General features: G+C 39.6%; 1 protein-coding gene. It reads right to left on the bottom strand.

Annotated elements, in window-relative coordinates; translation table 11 throughout:
• Window positions 1-78: 78 nt before the first annotated feature.
• On the bottom strand, window positions 79-429 hold a 351-nt coding region (locus tag H9Y04_RS49250), incomplete at its 5' end, for a glycosyltransferase (RefSeq protein WP_214662314.1).

Genomic DNA, 429 nt, shown 5'->3' with positions numbered 1-429 from the left:
GCTGCACAATAGTGAACAACCTTGACTTTCCGAAGCTCAACATTTTGAGGGTGACGCCACAACATAGCAAGAACTAGGTTATAATCCAAAGGAATACATGTTCAAGAAATCTTGTTCTGCAAATGGAGTAGGAGGAGTGACTTGAAGTGTGTTCAAAAGATCATGGTAAGTTTCAATGCTTGGTTCAAACACAAACATGCCAGCATTGAAGTAAAGTGAAGGAGGTTGACCCATTTCCTTTGGCCATTGTACCTTATTTGGACACTGTTGACAGTAACCAATTTTGTATTGTGGCGTGTGACTCCATGTTTTCTCGCAGAAACAATCCATCACACCGTATAAGTAACCATCTTGTAGATCAAAGAGATGATCTATGTTTTCATAAACTTGAATGTCTCCGTCCAAGTATATCATCTTGCTGTATTCCAC

Source organism: Streptomyces polyasparticus, from assembly GCF_014493765.1.
GTDB classification, from domain to species: domain Bacteria; phylum Actinomycetota; class Actinomycetes; order Streptomycetales; family Streptomycetaceae; genus Streptomyces; species Streptomyces polyasparticus.
Note: the sequence above shows the minus strand (reverse complement) of the source record. Positions and strands in the feature narration are given on the sequence as shown.